Source organism: Natronoarchaeum sp. GCM10025703, assembly GCF_042661985.1.
GTDB lineage: Archaea > Halobacteriota > Halobacteria > Halobacteriales > Natronoarchaeaceae > Natranaeroarchaeum.
On sequence record NZ_JBHSZF010000001.1, the window covers coordinates 516,441 to 532,918 of the forward strand.

Below are 16,478 nucleotides of genomic sequence, written 5' to 3' on the forward strand. Positions count from 1 at the left end.
CCCGGTCTGAGGCGCTCAGGAGTCCGGAAACGGCACGTCGACGGTATCGCCGTCGTCGGGGACGAACACCTCGCCGTCGAACGCTTCGCTGGCCTCCAGGCGGTGGTCGCTCACGTCGCCGGTATACCGCGAGGAGATGTGGACGAGTGCGAGGCGTTTCGCGTCCGCGCGCTGGGCGACCCCGGCGGCCTCGCTTGCCGTCGAGTGGCCAGTCTTCAGAGCGCGGTCGAGTCGGTCCTCGGCGAAGGTGGCGTCGTGGACGAGCAGGTCGGCGTTCTCGGCGATATCGACTGTCTCGTCGCTGGGTCGAGTGTCGCCGGTGTAGACGAACGTCCGGCCGGGCCGTGGCTCACCGACGACCTGCTCGGGGTCGACGACCGCCCCGTCGTCGAGTTCTACTGGCTCGCCCTCGTGGAGTTGCGAGAACTTCGGCCCGACGGGAACGCCGAGTTCCTCGGCGTGCTCGCGGTCGAAGCGGCCCTTCCGGTCGTCCTCGATCAGGGCGTAGCCGACTGCGGTCGTCCGATGGTCGACGGGGAAGGTGCGGACCACGTACTCGTCGGTCCGGAGCACCACGTCGTCGTAGCCGACCTCGTTGATCCGGAGCGGAAAGGAGGGTCGCCCGCCTGCGGACTCGATGAAGGCCTTGATACTGCCCTTTTCGCCCGGCGGGACGTGAATCGTCATCCCCGTCTCGCGGTCGTTGAAATCCATCGTGTCCAGCAGGCCGGGCAGCCCGTAGGTGTGATCGCCGTGGGTATGGGTAATAAAGAGATGCGAGACGTCGAAGCCGGTGCCAAAGCGCATCATCTGGCGCTGGGTGCCCTCGGCGCAGTCGAACAGGAGGTGGTCGCCTTCGCGGGCGACCGAAATCGCGCTGGGGTTGCGTCTGGTTGTCGGTACGGCCCCGCTGGTCCCCAGAAACGTCACGCGAAGCGTCATTACCTCTCACTGGTCGCCCGCCCGGTAAACCGGCTTCGGATCCCGACCGACCGATTCTTACCCCCGCGAGCGCTACGACCGGGTAATGGACTCGCCGCTGTGGACCGACGTGCACGCCCCCGATCTGGACGAGCTGCCCCAGGACGACGTCCGCGAGTATCTCCAGCGCGGCGTCGACGACCCGCTGAACCTGGTGCTTCACGGCCCGCCGGGGAGCGGCAAGACCGCCGCCGTCCGCGCGCTCGCTGCCGAAGCCCACGAGGACCCGGACAACGATCTGATCGAGATCAACGTCGCGGATTTCTTCGACCGGACGAAGACGGAGATCAAGAACGACCCGCGCTTCGCCTCGTTTCTCGAGGGGCGCAGTTCGATGGCGAAACGCGACATGATCAATCACGTCCTCAAGGAATCGGCCAGCTACGCGCCGGTCTCCGGCTCCTACAAGACGATCGTGCTGGACAACGCCGAGGCGATCCGCGAGGACTTCCAGCAGGCGCTGCGGCGCGTGATGGAGCGGCATCACCAGACCACGCAGTTCGTCATCACGACGCGTCAGCCGACCAAGCTCATCCCGCCGATCCGCTCGCGATGTTTCCCGGTACCGGTCCGCGCACCGACCCACGAGGAGATAGCGACCGTGCTCGAACGGATCGCCGTCGCCGAGGACGCCGAGTTCGACCAGAACGGCATCAAGTTCATTGCGGGCTACGCCGATGGCGACCTCCGCAAGGCGATTCTGGGTGTGCAGACGACCTACGAGCAGGAGGGTGAGATCACCCGCAACGCCGCCTACGAGGCGCTCGGCGAGGTCGGTACCGACGATCAGGTCAAGGAGATGCTGACGCCGCCGAGGCGGGCGAGTTCACCGACGCCCGCTCGACGCTCGATGACCTGCTCGTCGACGAGGGACTCTCGGGCGAGGAAGTCGTTCAGGATATCCTGCGGATCGCACAGTCCCGATACGACGGCGACCGGCAGACGAAGCTCTATCGCCTGGCGGGCGAGATCGATCTGGATCTCACCGAGGGAACGAATGACCGCCTGCACGTCTCGCATCTGCTCTCGCGACTGCCGGAGTTGACCTGGTCGGCCGAAGCCTAACTGCGAATTTTGTAGTCATACACTTCGGGAACCGCAGCTCTACACTTCAATAGACGTAGTATTGGCCGAGAAACGGGTTACTCGCTACTTAGTACGAGGACATAGCGCGTTAGCGAGCGGTGGACGCGTCGCTCGAATCGCGCGTCGACCGTCCAGTCGGCCGCTCTCGCTTCCTGTTCCCACGAGCGGTCCGCGACGACGACCGCGCGGTCCGCGATGCGGCGCGCTTCGGCAAGCGCGCCCGCGACCAGATCCGAGAGATCCAGATTGGCGATTTTCGACTGGCGACCGTAGGGAGCGTCGAAGACCACGGCGTCGGCGGCGCCGTCTGGCAGCGGGAGGTGGGTCGCGTCGCCGCGCAGGGTGCCGAGGACGTGCTCCTCGTCGACGGCGTCGGCGAGGTTCCGGGCCGCTCCGCGGACCATCTTGTCCTGGGCGTCGACGCCGAGCACCGACGCGCCGACCAGTCCTCCCTCGATCAGGACGCCGCCGGTGCCACACATCGGATCGACGAGCGTTCGACCGGGCTCCGCACCGGCGATGTTCACCAGTGCGCGCGCCAGCAGCGGATCCATGCTTCCAGGCTGGAAGAAGGGGCGGTCGGTCGGCGCGCGCGACCCGTACTCCCGGACGCTCTCGACCGCAAGCCAGCCCAGAGCGCAGAGTCTCTTGGGGTCGTCTTCGATCGGAACGGGGGTGGCGGTGCCGGCCGTGACGGCCTCGCGTGGGTCGATATCGCCGTCGCGCTCCCACGCCACTTCCCCGGAAAATACCGCCTGCAGGACGTGGTCTGGGTCGTCGAGGTCCACCGAGAACCCCCGGTCGACGAGCACGTCGCCGAGCGCGCGCTCGACGCGCTGGGTATCGATACCGGTGCTCGCCCGGACGTCGACGGCGCGCACCGCGACAGAGCCGGAGCGGTCGAGCGGTGCCGCGGAGAGCAACGCCTCGGCGCTCCGGACGTCCGCGTCTGCTGTCCCGACGAGTTCGCTCGCTCGGCGCGTGTACGCGAGTTTCGAGACCTTCTCGCGGTCGATTGCGGGTGCCCGTACGACGCCCGGCGCGATCAACTCGGCACCGCTGGCGGCGCTCGCCGCCTCACAGGCCCCGAACCGGTCGTCTTCGCCGCCGAGTTCCAGCAGGTACACACGTGATGATGGGTCGCCGTCGCTCAAGAATCGGCCGGTTTCGGCTGTCATTTCGGATCGTTGACCTGCAAGGAACCCAACGTATGGTTCCGTGGCATCAACCTTTATAAAGCTTAAATACAACCTTTAAACGTACTATGAGCGACCCCAAGGAAACTATCAATATCGAAAACGTCGTCGCTTCGACGGGGATCGGACAGGAGCTCGATCTCCAGAGCGTCGCAATGGACCTCGAAGGCGCGGATTACGATCCCGAGCAGTTCCCCGGTCTCGTCTACCGCACCCAGGAGCCCAAGTCGGCCGCGCTCATCTTCCGCTCCGGTAAGATCGTCTGTACTGGCGCGAAGTCGACCGACGACGTCCACGAGAGTCTGCGGATCGTCTTCGACAAACTCCGTGACCTGGAGATCAACGTCAACGAGGATCCCGAAATCGTCGTCCAGAACATCGTTACGTCTGCGGATCTGGGTCACAACCTCAATCTGAACGCCATCGCGATCGGTCTCGGTCTCGAAAACATCGAGTACGAACCCGAGCAGTTCCCCGGCCTCGTCTACCGTCTCGACGATCCGGAAGTCGTTGCGCTGCTGTTCGGTAGCGGCAAACTCGTCATCACCGGCGGCAAAAGCCCGTCGACGCCGAGCACGCCGTCGACAAGATCGTCTCCCGCCTCGAAGACCTCGGCCTGCTGGAGTAACGACTCTTCGATACCGATTCTTCGAGCACAGTAGATCAGCATTTACAAGTTCACCCACTGGAACACCGACATATGATAGCTCTCTCTGTCGTTCCCGAGACGATTCCGGCCGTGCTCGGGACGCTTCTCATCGTGACCGTCTTTTACGGCATTACCGCGCATCTGGCCGCCCGGTTCGTGCTCGGCGACGTCCGCATCGAGCACGGACTGATGGTCGGTGCTGTCCCCGCCGTCCTCATCGTCGTCGGGGTCCAGTTGCTGGGTGGGGGTCCCGAAGTACTCCTCGTCATTATCGCGGCACTCGTCGCCGATTACTTCGCTATCAAGCGGTTGTACGACACCGACCGACGCTTCGCTGGCGCGATTACGATCTCTCACTTCGCGATCAGCATTCTGCTCGGGTCCGTGCTCACTTCGCTGCTTATCTGACGCCGCAGAAACGGCTGCACGAACGGTCTCGTCACTAAAACGGTGTTAAATATGCTTAGAAACGCCATGGGCTGTTTTCACAGATGAGTTTTCACCCCCACCGCTAACTGAGAAGCCGTCGTACGTACTAGCGTGACTCGTATGATTCACCACGCCCTCGCAGACGCTATCGACAGTTCGGTGACCGGCACTCACGTCGGGATGACACACCGGAACGCGACAGCAGCGGCGGCGGTGGTAGCATGAGCAACGACAGCGGTGTGCTGCGCGCGGTGTTGCTCGTCGTCGGTCTCCTCGTCCTCCTGCCGATGCTGTGGATGGGATCGATGATCCTGTTCGGTGGCTTCGGCGGCGTCGGCGGCGTCGGCGGCGTCGGCGGCCACATGGCACCCGGTGGCGGCGGCTGGTTCGGCCTGTTCGGCATCGTGCCGCTGCTGTTGTTCATCGCGCTGGTGTATCTGCTGTACGTCGGCCTCCGCGACGGTGGACAGGAGCAAGAAGACGCTGCGCTCGAAGAACTCCGCACCGCGTACGCTCGGGGGGACCTCTCCGACGAGGAGTTCGAGCGCCGGCGCGAACGGCTTCGTGAGGAGCGCTGAGGCGTTACTCGACGAGTCGTTCGATCTCTGTTACGAGGATATCGCTTGCCCCCTCGGATTTTACCTCGGTGATCGTCTCGAAGACGTCCCGCTCGTCGACGACCGCGTGGACCGCGACCATCCCGTCCGTGCCGTTCTCGCTGGCGATGTCCATGACTGTGGGGCCGCCCATACCGGGGATCACGTCACGGACCGCGTCGAGGCGGCTCTCGGGGACGTTCATCATCAGATAGCGTTTGCCGTCCGCGCTCAGCACCGACGAGAGCGCGGTCTCGATCTGGCCGACCTTGTCGTCGTCGAGCACGTCGTCGCGGGCGAACAGCCGTACTGAACTGTCGAGCACCTCGTCGATGATCCCGAGCCGATTGACTTTGAGCGTCGTCCCCGTGCTCGTGATGTCGATAATGGCGTCGGCCATCTCGACGTGCGGGGTGAGCTCTGTCGCACCGGTAACCTCGACGATGTCGGGGTCGACACCCTGCTCGTCGAAGTAGTTCCGAGCAATCGTCGGGAACTCGGTGGCGACCTGCTTCCCATCTAGTTGCTCGACGCTCTTGATGTCTCCCTCTTCGGGTGATGCGAGGACGAGTCGGCACTGCCCGAAGCCGAGATCCAGCAGTTCGGTGACGTTTTCGGGGGCGGCCTCCGCGAGCTGGTCGTGGCCGGTGATGCCCACGTCGGCCGCGCCGTCGCTGACGTACTTTGGGATGTCAGCCGCGCGGGCGAACAGTAGCGTGACATCCGGATCGACCGTCTCGGCGTACAGTTTCCGATCCGCGCCATCGACGACGTGCAGGCCCGAGCGCTCCAACAGATCGAGTGCTGGCTCGTGTAGACGACCTTTGTTGGGGACAGCGATTCGCATTGCCAGTGGCTTCGCGGCCCCGGGTCAACTGTGTTTCGGCCTGCACCGGTTCGGTTAACTGGCTCCCCTCCGAACTCCGCGCCATGACGACATTGCGAATCGCGGGCGGGAAGGTTCTCCGTCCCGATATGTCCGTGATAGACGCCGACGTGCTGGTCGATCAGGACGCCGGCGAGATCCTGGAGATCGGCCCCGATATCGAGGGCGAGGACGAGTATCTCGACGCGGAGGACTCGCTGGTGATTCCCGGCCTCGTCAACGCCCACTGTCACGTCGCGATGACGCTACTGCGTGGCTACGCCGACGACAAGCCGCTCGACCGCTGGCTACAGGAGGATATCTGGCCGACCGAGGCCGAGTTGACGCCCGAGGACGTCTACGCCGGGACGAAACTCGGCGTGCTGGAGATGATCAAGTCCGGGACGACCGCCTTCGGCGACATGTACTTCATGGTGCCCAACATCGTCGAGGCGATCGAGGAAAGCGGTCTGCGCGCCCGTGTCGGTCACGCCACCGTCACCGTCGCGAAAGACGACGAGGCGGCCGCCGAAGACGTCCAGACGAGCGTCGAAATCGCCGGCAAGTACGACGACATCGAGGACGACAGGATCACTACTGCCGTGATGCCCCATAGCCTGACGACCGTCGCCACCGAGTACTTCTCCGACTTCGTCGAAGGGGCGCGGGGCCTCGACGTCCCGCTGCATTACCACGCCAACGAGACGCCGGGCGAGGTCGCCCCTATCGTCGACGAGCAGAGCCTCAGGCCCATCGAGTTCGCCGACGAACACGGGATGCTCGGTGCCGACGACTATCTCGCTCACTGCGTTCACGTCGACGACCGGGAGATCGAACTGCTCGCAGACTCGGGCGCGGCAGCGATCCACTGTCCGGCCTCGAACATGAAACTCGCCAGTGGGATGGCTCCAGTTCAGGACCTGCTCGACGCGGGCGTCACAGTCGGTCTCGGCACCGACGGCGCGGCCTCGAACAACGACCTCGACATGTTCGACGAGATCCGCGACGCCGCCATGATCGGCAAACTCGCGGCCGACGACGCCAGCGCGGTCGACGCCGAAACCGCCTTCTCGCTCGCGACGACCGGTAGCGCCGACGCGCTCGGTTTCGACAGCGGCCGCATCGAACCCGGTGCCAACGCCGACCTCGCGGTCATCGACCTCGACGCCCCGCGACTGTCCCCGCCCCACGACCTCGTGAGCCACCTGTCCTACGCCGTTTCGGGCAGTGACGTCCGGCATACGGTGGTCGACGGCGAGGTTCTGATGCGCAATCGCGAGGTTCTGTCCCTCGACGAGGAGGCCGTAATCGAATCCGCGACCGACCACGCCGCATCGCTGGTCGCCCGTGCGGAAGCGGACGACTGACTCTGCATATCGAAGTTAAACGTTTAGAAGAGGTATTAAACTCTGTAACGGCTTTTGATAGGTTGCAATTTACTTGCCAGATCGTCTGAACCGACTGAACGAGACTCTCCCTTTATCATACTGACCTGTCTGGTATCAGTACAGATGACACGCAACCGTACTCAACTGTTCGCAATCCTCGGTGCCGTGCTGATGATTGCGTCGCTCGTGGCACCGGCGGCCGCGGGAGCGGCTGTGGCAGAAGATGATACAGAGGACCTGACGATCACCGTCTCCGATGACAACGTCGTCACGGTCAACGACACCGACGGGCCCGTCGAGGGCGCGAACGTGACTCTCGAAATCGTCGACGACGATGTCGAGGATGAAGAAGAGACTGAAGAGGAAGAAGAGACCGAAGAAGAGACTGAGGACGACGAATCGGACGACGAAGAGTCCGATGAAACGTCTACAGAGGAAGAAGAGACTGAGGACGACGGATCGGACGAAGACGAGGAAGAATCCGAAGACGACGAAGAGTCTGAGGAAGACGAAGCGGAAGAAGAGGACGAGGCTGAAGAGGAAGAAGAGGACTACACCTACGACGGTACTGAGGAGTACACGACCGACGAGAACGGCACGGTCGAACTCCCCACGCCCGAGGATGCGGTCGAAGTCACGTTGACGGCGACCGACGGCGAGCGAACCGGTGAGACGACCGTCACGCTATCGCCTGATGACGCAGCGACGAACTTCGGACAGGAAGTGTCCTCGTTCGTCGCGACCCTGCAGGACGAAGACGTTAGTGGGCCGATGGGTCTGCAGGTCGCCCAGTTTGTGACTGACAACAACCCGGCAGCTGACAAGATTCCGGACCACGCGGGTCCGCCAGAGCACGCAGGTCCTGACGGTGAGGACGACGACAAGCAGGGACCGCCGGCCAACGCAGGACCGAGCGATGACGACGCCGACGAAGACGACGAGGAAGACAAACGCGGTCCGCCGGCCAACGCTGGACCGGGCGGTGACGACGTGGACGAGGACGAAACGGAAGAGGACGACACTGACGCGGACGACACCGAAGAGCAGACTGACGGCGACGACGCCGACGTCTGATCGGTTCCGTAGCGTTTCTTTTTGTAGCTCACTCCTCGCTGCGCCGTCTATACTCCCACGTTCGCGCATCAGTCTGGTGCCACGGTTGAGCCAGTCCCGCTGGTAGTAGACGCTCCCGAGGAATAGGTCGCGCCAGACGTAGTCGGCGACGATGGCGACGTAGGCGGCGAGGACGCCGTACTCCAGGTGGACGCCGCCGACGTAGGTGACGCCGAGCAGGAAGACGAACGTCCCGGTCACTTTGGCGACGAAGGGCGGGCGCGTCTCGCTACCGCCCCGGAGCGCACCGGCGAGGATGGCGTACGGGCCGATGAGCACGGTAGCGACGGCGTAGGCCCGAGCGAAGTTGACGGCATAGCCGATCGTCACCGGATCACGCGTGAAGATGCGGACGAACTCGTCGGCGACGAAAAAGAGCACACCGCCGAGGCCGCCCACGGTGAGCGCCCCCAGTGCAGCCGTCGCCAGCCCGTCGTAGTAGGCGCTCTCCGGTTCGCCGCGGCCGAGCGCCTGCCCGACGAGGACGTTCGCCGCGACGCCGTAGCCCCGCGAGAGCGGTGCGGCGACCTGCTGGTAGAGCCGCATCCCGATGTGGTAGGCGGCGTTGACCTCCGTCCCGAACGTGAGCAGGATGGCGTTGAAGGGGAACTGTGCGACGACTTCCGAGAGCCCTTCCGCGATCCGCGGCGCGCTGATGACCACGAGTTGTTTAGCGATGACGTGATCGGAGGGGCGGATGAGACTGATCTCGCTTGCCTCGCTTCCGAGGACCAGCAGGAAGACGACCGCCGCAAAGACGTCCGCGACCGCCGTCGCGATTGCGATACCGACCACGCCGTACTCGGGTATCCCGGCGACGCCGAACGCCAACCCGACCGTCAGTCCGATGTTGAGGACGTTGCTGGCGAGATTGACGTACATCGGCGTCCGCGTGTCGCCAGTGCCCTGGATCGACTTGGCGGCGATCAGGGTCGTATGCCGCGCCGGCGAGGAAAAGAGGATGACGGCGAGATAGCTCGCGCCGATCACCACGACGTCCTGTTCGGCTCCGAGTACGCCGATGGCGGCCTGTTCGAACAGCAACCCGAAGACGACGAAGGGGATCCCGGCGAGCAGGCCCAGCGTGAGCGCCGTGCTCACCGCTTCGTCGCGGTTGGCGCTCGCGCCACTGCCGGTGTCCTGACTCGATAGTGCAATCGCGCCGTCGCCGACGCCCAACCCGAACCAGAGCGGTAGCCGGGCGTAGATATCCGCTGCCCGACGGCGGTGATGGCCGCTGGCGAAAAGAACCCAGCGACGATCACGTCGGTCGTCCGCATCAGCGTTCGCAACACCTGCTCGGTCATCACCGGCCACGAGAGAGCGAACACCGACTGCCAGACCGATCTGAGGCGGGCCCATCCGGTCGAATCGGTGCTCGAATCGCTCACTAACTCCGCTTGGTGGAGGTGATAGTTGAACGTTGAGGAAGGGGAACTACCGGTCGACCGGAGTTTGTTGCCCGTGGGGATCGTGATCGGCCTTCGAACGCGACGCCGGATGCCCGGGCGCGCGTCGCTCCGGCCGTCGCACGATCTTCGTGCTACGCAAGGCCTTTACCTTAAAATACCCTACCATGGGTAAGGTTAGCCGGTCGATCGGCCGGTGACCGTACTCAAATGCAAAATCAATCCCAACAGCAGGCCTACGACCGCGGGACGACGATATTCTCGCCCGACGGTCGCCTCTATCAGGTCGAGTACGCCCGCGAAGCAGTCAAGCGCGGTACCGCGAGCGTCGGCGTCCGGACGCCCGACGGCGTCGTGATCGCCGCGAACCGAAGCGTTCGCTCGCCGCTCATGGAGCGCTCCAGCGTCGAGAAGATCCACCGAGCCGACGATCATGTCGGTATCGCCAGCGCCGGCCACGTCGCCGACGCGCGCAAACTCGTCGACGTCGCGCGCCAGCGCGCTCAGACGGAACAGCTCCGCTACGGCGAGACGATCGGTGTCGAGACGCTGACCCGCGCAGTAACCGACCACATCCAGGAGTACACCCAGACCGGCGGCGCGCGCCCGTTCGGCGTCGCCCTGCTCGTCGCGGGTGTCGAAGACGGTACGCCGCGCCTGTTCGAGACTGACCCCTCGGGTACCGACTACGAGTGGCAGGCAGTCGCCATCGGCGGCGGCCGCGAGGACAGCCAGGCGTTCCTGGACGACCACTACGACGACAATCTCGATCTCGACGGCGGGATCGACCTCGCACTCGGCGCGCTCGAGGAGACCGTCGAGGATGACCTCACTGCAGACGACGTGGAGGTCGCCACCGTGCCGGTCGACGACGAAACCTACCGGACCGTGGCCCACGACGACCTCGAAGCGATCTTTGCGGAGATGAGCTTCGATGAGTAACTGGAACACCGGTCGGTCGCCGATGGACCCCAAACTCGGCCCGCCAAACGGTCACGAATCCCGAAACGACGACGATGTGGTCACGTCGACCGGAACGACGACGGTGGGCATCGCCACCGAGGACGGCGTCGTAATCGGTACCGACATGCGCGCCAGTCTCGGCGGCCGCTTCGTCTCGAACAAGGACGTCCAGAAGGTTGAGCCGATTCACCCGACGGCGGCGATGACGCTCGTCGGTTCCGTCGGCGGTGCACAGTCGTTCATCCGCTCGCTTCGGTCGGAGGCGGCGCTGTACGAGACCCGCCGTGGCGAATCGATGAGCATCCCCGCGCTGGCGACGATGGCCGGCAACTACGCCCGCGGCGGCCCGTTCCGCGCGATCAACCCGATCCTCGGCGGCGTCGACGCAGAGGGCAGTCACGTCTACAGCATCGACCCCGCAGGCGGCGTCGTTTCCGACGACTACACGGTCACGGGGAGCGGGATGCAGGTCGCCTACGGCGTCCTCGAAAACGATTACGAGGAGGGCCTCTCGCTGGAGGAGACCCGCACACTCGTCGCTCGCGCCGTCCACAGCGCGACCGAGCGCGACACCGCTAGCGGCAACGGCGTCTTCCTCGCCGACATCACGGGCGACGGCGTCGAGATCGAGGGCCACAAGGACTTCGACGACGTGCTGTAGCGTCGGGTTTTTCCATTGGGCCGTCTACTGGCTGTCGAACGGGTTTTCGGCGCTCGATAGCCGGATACAACTATCGAGGGCGTCGAAGTCATCGTCCCAGGTATACAGATACTCTAACTCCGTCCGTTCCATGTATGCCGCGATCGTCGCATCTCCGAAGGCGAGGCCCTCGTAGGTTTGGAACAGTTCTACTGCTCGGTGAAAGTCGGCTTGTGCCGAGTGAACGATCTCGAAGCCTGCTGATTCGGACAGGCGTTGACGGAGGTCGATAGCAATATCGTGACGTTGACGCTCGTGAATCCAGTTCAACGTCTCTAGCAGGACACTATCTGTTACCACACCGGTCGGTAGTTCTCCGCTGTCGATGCCCCGAACGATATCGACTGCTCGTCGGTGGCGATCGTCTGCTCTCGTGTTCTTGTAATCAATGAGGACGTTCGTATCGACGACAGCTCTTCCCATCAGTTATCCTCTTCAAACGTTGGATCGGATTCGTATCCTGCAACATCGTGTCCCTCGAGGCCATCGCTCCCGAGATCGGCCTGTAGATCGTCGTCGTCGAATGCCCCGTATCGCTGGCGAACGATCTCTACGGACAGATTTCCTTCTTTGTCGACGTCCCAGCGGAGCCTGTCGCCAGGTTCGATGTCCAGCCGTCGGCGGAGCGAAGCGGGGACAGTGACCATCCCACGGTCACTAACTTTCGTTTCTTCGGGTGTTCCGTCGGTTGCCATATCACGAAATACTGCGTCTCTTCATATACATGTTGCCCTACATGTGATATGCACTCGTTAATAACGAATCACTTCGTACCGAGATCCGAGACAGGTCCGGTAGCGTAAAGGAGATGCTGGCCCTCCGTTCGAGCATGAGTGATTACCAGCCGATCTCCGAGCACCTCGACGACGTCGAGGGCGCTCGCGAGGACGGCCACCGAAAGATGGACTGGGCACGCCAGCACATGCCGATTCTGAACGCGCTTCGCGACGACTTCGTCGCCGACCAGCCCCTGGAGGGCCAGCGCATCGGGATGGCGATGCACGTCGAAGCGAAGACGGCGTGTCTGGTCGAACTGCTCGCGGAAGGCGGTGCTGACGTGGCGATCACCGGCTGTAACCCCTCTCCACCCACGACGACGTCAGCGCGGCGCTGGACGAGCACGACCACATCAGTAGCTACGCGAAACGCGGCGTCGACGACGAGGAGTACTACGCCGCCATCGACGCCGTTATCGACCACGAACCGACGATTACGGTCGACGACGGCGCGGACCTGATCTTCCGCATCCACGAGGAGTACCCCGAACTGATCGACTCCATCGTCGGTGGCTGTGAGGAGACCACTACCGGCGTCCACCGCCTGCGCGCGATGGACGAGGACGACGCGCTCGACTACCCGGTCTTTGCCGTCAACGACACGCCGATGAAGCGGTTGTTCGACAACGTTCACGGCACCGGTGAGTCCTCGCTGGCGAACATCGCCATGACGACGAACCTCTCGTGGGCCGGCAAGACCCTCGTCGTCGCCGGCTACGGCGACTGTGGCCGCGGCGTCGCGAAGAAGGCCTCGGGCCAGAACGCGGACGTCATCGTCACCGAAGTCGAACCACGCCGCGCGCTCGAAGCCCACATGGAAGGCTACGAGGTCAAGCCGATGGCCGAAGCCGCGAAAGAGGGCGACGTCTTCATCACCACGACCGGGAACCGCGACGTCATCACCGATGAACACTTCGAGGCCATGCAGGACGGCGTTCTGCTCGCCAACGCGGGCCACTTCGACGTCGAGGTCAACCTCGATCAGCTATCGGACCTCGCAGTCGACACCTACGAGGCCCGAGACGGCGTCCAGACGTACGAACTCGACGACGGCCGCCGCCTCAACGTCCTCGCCGAGGGTCGTCTGGTCAACCTCGCCAGCCCCATCGCGCTGGGCCACCCCGTCGAAGTGATGGACCAGAGCTTCGGGATTCAGGCCGTCGCCGCCCGCGAAATCGCCCAGAACGGTGACGAGTACGCGGCCGGCGCCCACGACGTCCCGGACGACCTGGACCGGGAGATCGCCGAGATCAAACTCCACGCCGAGGGTGTGGAGTTCGACTCGCTCTCCGACGAGCAGGCCGAGTACATGAGTAGCTGGGACCACGGGACGTAAGCGCTCAAACCCGCTTCTTTGCGGCTATTCTGCGGTTTCGACGGCTGTGGTAGCGTCTGCTGATTCCTCGCTCTCGTCGCTGTCGATCACGCCCTGATCCCAGTTCCCGACGACGAACCAGACAGCAACGACGCCGGCGGCGGCGACGTGCGAGAAGGCGATGCCCCACCAGACGCCCATCGCGCCCATCGAGAGCGCCGTGATGAACACCAGCGTCGGCGGGATCCGCAGGCCCCACTGGGCGAGCGCGGAAAAGAGAAACGCCGTGCGAGTGCTACCAGCGCCGCGAAAGCCGGCGTTGATGACCTGAAACAGGCCCATGAACACGTAGGTCGGGCCGATGATCTTGAAGTAGTCCGTCCCCATCCGGACGACGGCCTCGGCCCCCTCGCCCTCGATGAAGACCGAGACGATAGCCTCGGCGAAGACGAACGCGAGCAGGCTGAAGACGGCGAGGACGCCGAAGATAATCCCCGAACTGAGCAGGACGGCCTTGCGCGCTCGGCCCTGTTTGCCTGCGCCGAGGCTCTGTCCGACTGCGGTTTCGGTGCCCTGTGCCAGGCCGACAGCGGGGAGATAGACCAGCGTGTTGATCCGGTTTCCGATCCCGTAGGCGGCGACGGCGTCGGCGCTCACCAGCCCCACCAGCGCCGTCATACCGGTGTACGCCAGCGAGTCCGCACCGCGTTCGAGGCCGGAGGGCCCGCCGACGTCGATGATCTTCCGGACCACGTCGAGTTCGGGTTTGAGATCCGCGAGCGAGAGGTCGATGCCGACCCGGCCGGTAAACAGCAACCAGAAGCCGATGGCTGCGCCGACGCCCCGCGAGAAGACGGTGGCGACGGCAGCACCCTGCACGCCGTAGCCGGTAAAGCCCGTCGCGGCGAGCAGGTCAGCCTGGAGGTCGACCAGACCGACCCACGCGAACAACGGGTTGCCCTCGAAGCCGAGGATCAAGAACGGATCTAGCAGGACGTTGATGCTCACGCTGAGCACCATCAGATACAGCGGTGTCCGCGTGTCGCCCCACCCACGGAGGATGGCCTGGAAGATGAAGAAGCCGAACATGAAGACGACGCCGATGAAGATAGTCCGGGTGTACTCGACGGCCATCTGATGGGTCGCTGTGCCGGGATCGGTGCCGATGTACGGCAGCAGGATGGGCGCGAGCAGGTAGCCCATCGCGGCCAGTAGTACGGAGGTAATAGAGACGAACGTGATCGTCTGGCCGGCGACGCGGGCGACTCTCTCCTCGTTGCCCGCACCCTTGTGCTGGGCGACCAGCACCGTTCCGGCGACGGTCAGCCCGCTCCCGACGCTGATCATCAGGAAGGCAAAGGGAAGCGCAAAGCCGAGCGCGGCGACGGCGTCCGCACCGAGGCGTCCGACGAAGTACGTGTCGATCAGGTTGTAGGTGACCTGCAGGAGCTGTGAGGCGACTATGGGACCCGCAAGAACGAGCAATGGAACCAGTAGTCGCCCCTCGGTGAGGTCGACCGACCGGTCGTCACTCATCGTTCACCTCGCTCCGGATCTTTGAACAAGTCGTCGTTCACAGTTAGGATAGTCGAGGCTCTCCGTCACTGAGTTAAACATCTCACGGTCCTGGCACGGAAGAGGGCGGTCCCGGCGGGAGAATGTGGGTAGAACTGTCGTCGGCGTTACTCGGTGAAGTCCTCGATTGTCGGCCGGTCGTGGTCGCCGGGGAACTCGTCGACCGGTGCCTGCACCTGGTCGCCGCTTTCCATGTCCTTGATCGTCACTTCGTCGTTTTCGAGGTCGCGCTCGCCGACGATGACGACCGTGTCGGCGTTGATCGAATCGGCGTAGTTCATCTGTGCGCCGAAGCTACGGTCGGCGACGTCGCTCTCGACGACGTTGCCAGCGCCCCGGAGTTCGCGGGCGATCCGTGCGGCGACGGGCCGCGTATCCCCGACCTGGAGGACGTAGTAGTCCGTCGAGAGGCTTTCCTCGGGCCAGACACCGGCGCGCTGGAGGAGCAGCGAGAGCGTCGCGTCGCCGGGCGCGAAGCCGACTGCGGGTGTCGGCTGGCCGCCGAAGCTCTCGATCAGGTCGTCGTAGCGCCCGCCGCCGAAGACGGCGCGGGAGACCTCGCCAGTCGAGTCGAAACACTCGAAGACGACGCCGGTGTAGTAATCGAGTCCCCGCGCGGTCTCGAGAGAGGTCGCAGTACTCGCGGACGCCGAAGTCGGCGGCGGCGTCGAGGACGTTCTGGAGATTGGTGACCGCCGCCTCGATGCGGTCAGTTCCCGCGAACTCGATCAGGTCGTCGAGTTCGTCCTCGTCGACGTCGAGCAGGTCGTCGAACTCGCGGGCCTGCTCGTAGGAAAGCCCCGCGTCGACGAGCAGTTCGTGATACTCGGCCTCTTCGATCTTTGCGCTCTTGTCGACGGCACGGATCGCGGCCTGTGTGGCGATTTCGCCCTCGAAGCTCTCCAGCAGGCCGCCGAGGATATCCCGGTGAGAGACGCGGAACTCGAAGTCGTCGGCGTCGAGGCCGAGGTTCGTCAGCATGTCGGCCGCGACGGCCAGCACTTCGGCGTCGGCGGTCGGCTCGCTGGAGCCGAAGATGTCGACGTTGGTCTGATAGAACTCGCGAAAGCGTCCCTGCTGGGGCTCCTCGTAGCGCCAGAACGCCCGTGTCGAGAACCACTTGATCGGCTTCGAGAGCTCCTGCTGTTTGGCGACGACCATCCGTGCGACCGTCGGCGTCAGTTCGGGCGTCAGCGCGATGTGTCGGCCACCCTTGTCCTCGAAACTGTATAGCTCCTCGACGATTTCCTCGCCGCTCTTGTCGATATAGAGCTGTGCGTCCTCCATCGCGGGCGTACCGATCTCACGGAAGCCGTAGCTTCGTACCGTGGACTCGACCGCGTCGAACATCTGCCGACGGGCCTGCATCTCCTCCGGATAGAAATCCCGGAACCCCTTGATACGTTCGTACATGTCCTCCGGTTGGCCGAGCGGACG

Annotated in this window: 12 protein-coding genes and 5 pseudogenes; 9 read left to right on the forward strand and 8 right to left on the reverse strand. The window is 64.1% G+C overall.

All coding sequences use genetic code 11. The features are described from left to right. Positions 1 to 15: 15 nt before the first annotated feature. The gene (gene rnz / locus ACFQH2_RS02835) at positions 16 to 942 is read right to left on the reverse strand and encodes a ribonuclease Z (protein WP_377056618.1); all 927 of its coding nucleotides are present in this window, start codon (positions 940 to 942) and stop codon (positions 16 to 18) included. A gap of 85 nt (positions 943 to 1,027) precedes the next feature. Between rnz and ACFQH2_RS02840 the strand changes: the two are divergent. Further along, positions 1,028 to 2,046, forward strand: a pseudogene (locus tag ACFQH2_RS02840) (AAA family ATPase). Between the two features lie 77 nt (positions 2,047 to 2,123). On the opposite strand, the gene ACFQH2_RS02845 reads toward ACFQH2_RS02840, so the two are convergent. After that, a complete protein-coding gene (locus ACFQH2_RS02845) occupies positions 2,124 to 3,194 on the reverse strand; it encodes a methyltransferase domain-containing protein (protein WP_377057138.1) in 1,071 nt (356 codons plus the stop codon). A gap of 137 nt (positions 3,195 to 3,331) precedes the next feature. Here ACFQH2_RS02845 and ACFQH2_RS02850 point away from each other — a divergent pair. The 3 genes and pseudogenes from ACFQH2_RS02850 (at position 3,332) to ACFQH2_RS02860 (ending at position 4,919) form a co-directional block, all read left to right on the forward strand. Next, positions 3,332 to 3,891 (forward strand): annotated as a pseudogene (locus ACFQH2_RS02850) (TATA-box-binding protein). 72 nt (positions 3,892 to 3,963) lie between these two features. After that, a complete protein-coding gene (locus tag ACFQH2_RS02855) occupies positions 3,964 to 4,320 on the forward strand; it encodes a DUF7473 family protein (protein ID WP_377056624.1) in 357 nt (118 codons plus the stop codon). 242 nt (positions 4,321 to 4,562) lie between these two features. Then, positions 4,563 to 4,919 carry an SHOCT domain-containing protein gene (locus tag ACFQH2_RS02860; protein WP_377056626.1) on the forward strand — a complete coding sequence of 119 codons (357 nt, stop codon included), beginning with the start codon at positions 4,563 to 4,565 and terminating at the stop codon, positions 4,917 to 4,919. A gap of 4 nt (positions 4,920 to 4,923) precedes the next feature. Here ACFQH2_RS02860 and hisG read toward each other — a convergent pair whose 3' ends face one another. Then, entirely contained in the window at positions 4,924 to 5,784 is an 861-nt protein-coding gene (gene hisG / locus ACFQH2_RS02865; RefSeq protein WP_377056628.1) for an ATP phosphoribosyltransferase, read from the reverse strand. Between the two features lie 83 nt (positions 5,785 to 5,867). Between hisG and ACFQH2_RS02870 the strand changes: the two genes are divergently transcribed. After that, a complete protein-coding gene (locus ACFQH2_RS02870) occupies positions 5,868 to 7,169 on the forward strand; it encodes an amidohydrolase (RefSeq protein WP_377056630.1) in 1,302 nt (433 codons plus the stop codon). Between the two features lie 144 nt (positions 7,170 to 7,313). Beyond that, positions 7,314 to 8,264: a hypothetical protein gene (locus ACFQH2_RS02875; RefSeq protein WP_377056632.1), complete on the forward strand. Its 951-nt coding sequence runs from the start codon at positions 7,314 to 7,316 to the stop codon at positions 8,262 to 8,264. A 45-nt stretch (positions 8,265 to 8,309) separates the two neighbouring features. Here the strand turns inward: ACFQH2_RS02875 and ACFQH2_RS02880 are convergent. Next, positions 8,310 to 9,610 (reverse strand): annotated as a pseudogene (locus tag ACFQH2_RS02880) (MATE family efflux transporter); the annotation flags it as partial. Between the two features lie 312 nt (positions 9,611 to 9,922). On the opposite strand from ACFQH2_RS02880, the gene psmA reads away from it, so the two are divergent. Further along, positions 9,923 to 10,654, forward strand: a complete 732-nt coding sequence (gene psmA, locus ACFQH2_RS02885) for an archaeal proteasome endopeptidase complex subunit alpha (RefSeq protein WP_377056634.1) — start codon at positions 9,923 to 9,925, stop codon at positions 10,652 to 10,654. Further along, on the forward strand, positions 10,647 to 11,336 hold the full coding sequence (gene psmB, locus ACFQH2_RS02890; protein ID WP_377056636.1) for an archaeal proteasome endopeptidase complex subunit beta: 690 nt from the start codon (positions 10,647 to 10,649) through the stop codon (positions 11,334 to 11,336). Before psmA ends, psmB begins: the two co-directional genes overlap by 8 nt. A gap of 24 nt (positions 11,337 to 11,360) precedes the next feature. Here the strand turns inward: psmB and ACFQH2_RS02895 are convergent, their stop codons facing one another. Both ACFQH2_RS02895 and ACFQH2_RS02900 read right to left on the reverse strand, forming a co-directional pair. Further along, on the reverse strand, positions 11,361 to 11,798 hold the full coding sequence (locus ACFQH2_RS02895; protein WP_377076436.1) for a type II toxin-antitoxin system VapC family toxin: 438 nt from the start codon (positions 11,796 to 11,798) through the stop codon (positions 11,361 to 11,363). Beyond that, the gene (locus ACFQH2_RS02900; protein ID WP_377056640.1) at positions 11,798 to 12,070 is read right to left on the reverse strand and encodes an AbrB/MazE/SpoVT family DNA-binding domain-containing protein; all 273 of its coding nucleotides are present in this window, start codon (positions 12,068 to 12,070) and stop codon (positions 11,798 to 11,800) included. The genes ACFQH2_RS02895 and ACFQH2_RS02900 overlap by 1 nt, the downstream gene beginning before the upstream one ends. Positions 12,071 to 12,204: 134 nt before the next feature. Here ACFQH2_RS02900 and ACFQH2_RS02905 point away from each other — a divergent pair. Then, positions 12,205 to 13,487, forward strand: a pseudogene (locus ACFQH2_RS02905) (adenosylhomocysteinase). A gap of 24 nt (positions 13,488 to 13,511) precedes the next feature. Here ACFQH2_RS02905 and ACFQH2_RS02910 read toward each other — a convergent pair. Together ACFQH2_RS02910 and hisS are read right to left on the reverse strand one after the other, a co-directional pair. Further along, positions 13,512 to 15,002: an MATE family efflux transporter gene (locus tag ACFQH2_RS02910; RefSeq protein WP_377056644.1), complete on the reverse strand. Its 1,491-nt coding sequence runs from the start codon at positions 15,000 to 15,002 to the stop codon at positions 13,512 to 13,514. 146 nt (positions 15,003 to 15,148) lie between these two features. Continuing rightward, positions 15,149 to 16,454: pseudogene (gene hisS, locus ACFQH2_RS02915) on the reverse strand (histidine--tRNA ligase). Positions 16,455 to 16,478: the final 24 nt, after the last annotated feature.

Excerpts from the sequence above, each read along its gene's own strand:
- rnz (WP_377056618.1), bottom strand. The coding sequence starts at position 942 with ATGACGCTTCGCGTGACGTTTCTGGGGACCAGCGGGGCCGTACCGACA.
- ACFQH2_RS02855 (WP_377056624.1), top strand. The coding sequence starts at position 3,964 with ATGATAGCTCTCTCTGTCGTTCCCGAGACGATTCCGGCCGTGCTCGGG.
- ACFQH2_RS02860 (WP_377056626.1), top strand. The coding sequence starts at position 4,563 with ATGAGCAACGACAGCGGTGTGCTGCGCGCGGTGTTGCTCGTCGTCGGT.
- hisG (WP_377056628.1), bottom strand. The coding sequence starts at position 5,784 with ATGCGAATCGCTGTCCCCAACAAAGGTCGTCTACACGAGCCAGCACTC.
- ACFQH2_RS02870 (WP_377056630.1), top strand. The coding sequence starts at position 5,868 with ATGACGACATTGCGAATCGCGGGCGGGAAGGTTCTCCGTCCCGATATG.
- ACFQH2_RS02875 (WP_377056632.1), top strand. The coding sequence starts at position 7,314 with ATGACACGCAACCGTACTCAACTGTTCGCAATCCTCGGTGCCGTGCTG.
- psmA (WP_377056634.1), top strand. The coding sequence starts at position 9,923 with ATGCAAAATCAATCCCAACAGCAGGCCTACGACCGCGGGACGACGATA.
- psmB (WP_377056636.1), top strand. The coding sequence starts at position 10,647 with ATGAGTAACTGGAACACCGGTCGGTCGCCGATGGACCCCAAACTCGGC.
- ACFQH2_RS02895 (WP_377076436.1), bottom strand. The coding sequence starts at position 11,798 with ATGGGAAGAGCTGTCGTCGATACGAACGTCCTCATTGATTACAAGAAC.
- ACFQH2_RS02900 (WP_377056640.1), bottom strand. The coding sequence starts at position 12,070 with ATGGCAACCGACGGAACACCCGAAGAAACGAAAGTTAGTGACCGTGGG.
- ACFQH2_RS02910 (WP_377056644.1), bottom strand. The coding sequence starts at position 15,002 with ATGAGTGACGACCGGTCGGTCGACCTCACCGAGGGGCGACTACTGGTT.